Source organism: Synechococcus sp. MU1655, assembly GCF_023630655.1.
In the GTDB taxonomy this organism is placed as follows: domain Bacteria; phylum Cyanobacteriota; class Cyanobacteriia; order PCC-6307; family Cyanobiaceae; genus Synechococcus_C.
The window spans coordinates 1-3841 of the sequence record NZ_JAKUHK010000202.1; the positions used below are offsets into that span (position 1 = coordinate 1).

Annotated in this window: 2 protein-coding genes; one reads left to right on the forward strand and one right to left on the reverse strand. The window is 48.5% G+C overall.

The window, feature by feature from the left end; translation table 11 throughout:
* Positions 1 to 136 precede the first annotated feature (136 nt).
* A complete protein-coding gene (locus NCN04_RS09205) occupies positions 137 to 781 on the reverse strand; it encodes a DUF8692 domain-containing protein (protein ID WP_250395891.1) in 645 nt (214 codons plus the stop codon).
* 783 nt (positions 782 to 1564) lie between these two features.
* On the opposite strand from NCN04_RS09205, the gene NCN04_RS09210 reads away from it, so the two are divergent.
* Positions 1565 to 3268 (forward strand): iron uptake porin, encoded by a 1704-nt coding sequence (locus tag NCN04_RS09210; RefSeq protein WP_250395892.1) that lies wholly within the window; start codon positions 1565 to 1567, stop codon positions 3266 to 3268.
* Positions 3269 to 3841: the final 573 nt, after the last annotated feature.

Below are 3841 nucleotides of genomic sequence, written 5' to 3' on the forward strand. Positions count from 1 at the left end.
AACGAATAACTGTATATAAAACAATAAGGAAATAAATTGGCCTGAGATCCAGATTGTTGGCAATCCACGAAAGTGCCTTTTTGATTTTTCTTTGACTCATCGTATGTGCAGATAATTCTATTGGATCAGCGAATGGCTAACGATTTGCATGGCTTGCTGCTTTCCTTATGAATTTTGAGGAGGTGGTCCACCAAAAATAGAACCAGGAAGATATTCCGAGAAACTTCACTCCTTCCTCGAAAATCTGTATTGTTTCGTATTTAACTGGCAGGATGTCGACGAGATCGCGTTGGAACTTGTCGGTCAATACAGAAAAAGCCAATAGAGTTGCGGCAAGGATAAATATTTCTCCCCCGTTTTTGATCAGCTGCTCGCGGAATCTGAAAACAATAAGGAAGGCGAATATTGCGTAAACTACATACAGGAATGTTTGGCCAATGTATCTATCGTGCAATAAGAACATGTCGTCTATGCAGAGTATGAATGAAAACCAGCCCCCGCAAAGCAATAGCTCTTTTAATTTGTGCTGGCTATTTGTTGGTGTGCCGTATGCAGTAAACAGCGCGATCGCAGCTGTTGCGATCCAGAGGAGGTATCCCAAGTTTGAAATCAGACCGATGCCCAGCGCGGAATCACACGTTTGAGCGAGGTCTCTGATCACCAGAATCCCTTTGATACCTGCCATGGCGCTAAGATTGATGGCCAGCGCATAGACAATCAGGCTTGGAATGACGGCGACGATGATCGCTTTGAGCAGGTTGTGGCCCTTTGTGCGCGCCATCGTCAACTTTCATTCGAATGAAGCATTATGCCTCTCCGCCCGATGGCTATCAGTGTGGACCCTTCAACTGCAGTCAATACTTAATAGGATCACTCGGTTTGTAGCATTTTGGGTTCTCGTTTGTCCTGTTGGGGATGTGCGTAGGAGTTGCATCTGGGGTTAGTATTTAGAGGGCTGCCGGATGTTTCCGCTTTTTCTCTGATGGATTCCTGTTTCAACTCAATTGGTGCTGTGTGTTGAGCCCTTTGCGTCTCTGTTTGTCTCATCAATCAATTCACTGAAGTTCTTGCCTGTTTCTCGTCTTCTTTGTTTGTTAATAGATTGTTTTGGAGAAGTGTCTTGGCTAAAATTTTTTAAGTTGGGGCCTTTTCTTTTGCCTCTGTTTCACTCTAAAGGGTTTCCTGTCGCTGATTTGTGGGTGAAAGCCATCGATTCATTCGCGATCGTTTTGGTTGTTGTTTCTCGATGTCTGTCTTCGCTTTGATTGTGTGAATTGTTTTATCGCGGGTATTTTGCTGAAGCCGGAAAACGCAAGCTGTTTATGTATCGCAGAATACCAATTGCTCTTTTGAGCTTTGTGCGTGCGTGCCTGTGCGAGTGTGTTCGCGTCAATACACAACCGGCAGTCTTGGTATAAAAAATCACATCCCTGCTTCATTTTTGTCTGATCGAATACATTCCATCGTCTTTTCTGTCACAGCAATATTCAATGAGGGGGAGTCATTTACATATTTTTGTATTGACGCAAGCCGTCAAGATCCTCAATTTTGGTGTGAGGCCGAAATGAAACTTTTCCATCAACTGCTGGTGGCTCCAGCTGCCTTGGGCCTTTTGGCGCCTGTGGCTGCAAACGCCACTGAGCTCAACATCAATGGTGTGTCTGACTACGCCGCTTCTGGCGAGCAAGTCACCAGCATCACTCAGTTTTCCGACGTTTACCCAACCGACTGGGCTTATCAGGCTCTGAGCAACCTGATTGAGCGCTACGGCTGTGTGGCTGGTTACCCCAACGGCACCTACCGCGGTAACAGGGCGATGACCCGCTTTGAAGCGGCTGCTCTGTTGAACGCCTGTCTCGACCGCGTCACCGAAGTGACCGACGAGCTCAAGCGCCTGATGAAGGAGTTCGAAAAGGAACTCGCCATTCTCAAGGGCCGTGTTGACGGTTTGGAAGCTCGCGTTGGCGAACTGGAAGCCACTCAGTTCTCCACCACCACCAAACTGAAAGGTCAAGCCACCTTCGTGATCGGAGCTAACAGCTTCGGTGGTGACGCAAGGCAGGGTCTTGCTGACGTAGCAGGAATTGTCAATTCCAATGGAATTGTTGGCGAAAAGCGTGCTGATGCAGCTGCGGCTCAGAATGGTGCTACCACTTTTAACTACGACCTCCGTCTTTTCCTAGATACCAGCTTCACTGGTAAGGATTTGCTCCGCACGATGTTGCGTGCTGGCAACTTTGGTAATTCCGCATTTGGCGGAGGCGGCTATGTCGGCCTCGACGCCATGGAGACTGCTTTCGAAGAGCCTTCAGGTGCGAACAGCGTTGGCGTGAACCGTCTCTGGTATCAGTTCCCAATCGGTAGCAATTTCACTGCAACCGTTGGTGGTGTCGTTCGTCAGGACGACATGCTGGCTGTTTGGCCAAGTGCTTATCCAACAGACACTGTTCTTGACTTCTTCACCTACGCAGGTGCGCCTCAGACATACAACCTCGCTCTTGGGGCTGGTGCAGGTTTGAGCTGGGCGTATGACGACTTCAGTATCAGCGCTAACTATGTGAGCGGCAACGGAAGTAACAGCACTCCTGGTGTTGCTGACACGAATGCTTTCCTCAGAGATTCAAGTGACTGCGGTGGCATCGCCACAGATTGTGCAGCATCTAGCGGCACAGTGCAGATTGCTTATGCTCCTGAAAACTGGGGTTTAGCTGCTGCGTATAACTACGCATCAGGTAATAACGGTATCGGTATTTATTCCGGTAATGGCACCCCTACTGCCAACCTTTTCAGCTCTCTCGGCACTACTAATTCTTTTGGCTTGAGTGCTTGGTGGACGCCTGAAGAAGCCGGTTGGATTCCTAGCATCAGTGCTGGTTGGGGTTACAACTCTGTTGACATCTCAAACGCTGATTTCGGCGGTGGTTTGGGCTCAATTGATGGTGCTACATCACAATCTTGGTACGTAGGTCTGCAATGGGCTGATGCCTTCATGAAGGGCAATACCCTTGGCATGGCGGTTGGTCAGCCAACCTTCGTAACAAGTTGGGATAACGACTCCTTCATCAATGACGGAAGTGACTTTGTTGCTGATGGCAACTATGCATGGGAGTGGTGGTATCAGTTCCAAGTCACAGATAACATTTCTGTGACTCCAGCTCTGTACTACTTGAGCCGCCCACTCGGATACGCGACCAACAATCTTGAAGGCGATTCAGACGGCACCTTCAACAACTTTGGTGGACTTGTGAAGACCACCTTCAAGTTCTGATCGGTTAAAAGTTAATCCCTCGTGAGAGGGATTCTCTGCAATTTAGCGATTCAACTTTGAGCCCCTTATGTGCAATCGCATGTAAGGGGTTTTTTTATTGCTTTGATGTTTCTCCTGCTTGGATGATAAATAGTGATGGATTAGTAGTTGTTGAGTTCTTCGAATGCCTGCTCTGCTTTTGGAAAGGTGTGGAGCTGGTTCAACGCCTGCACCAGTAGAACAACTGTCACTCTCGGTCGTTGTGGCTTTGGTGCTCCAAGAATTGGCTGAGAAGGTTATTGGCGCTGAAAGTAAAAGGCTTGAGAAGTGCCGACGGGCTTAGCTGTTTGATGTGTGCCATTGCCTCATCTGGCATGCGTGTTGTTTGTTTTACGTTGTGGCTGTATCAATTTACACACGACGCCACGCGTCTCGATACCTCAATTTTTTGGTGTGAGGACCGAAAATGAAACTTTTCCATCAACTGCTGGTGGCCCCAGCTGCCCTGGGCCTTTTGGCACCTATGGCTGCGACCGCCACTGAGCTCAACATCAATGGTGTGTCTGACTACGCCGCCACTGGCGAGCAAGTCAC

Coding starts and splice junctions, on each gene's coding strand:
- NCN04_RS09205 (WP_250395891.1), bottom strand. CDS start 781: ATGGCGCGCACAAAGGGCCACAACCTGCTCAAAGCGATCATCGTCGCC.
- NCN04_RS09210 (WP_250395892.1), top strand. CDS start 1,565: ATGAAACTTTTCCATCAACTGCTGGTGGCTCCAGCTGCCTTGGGCCTT.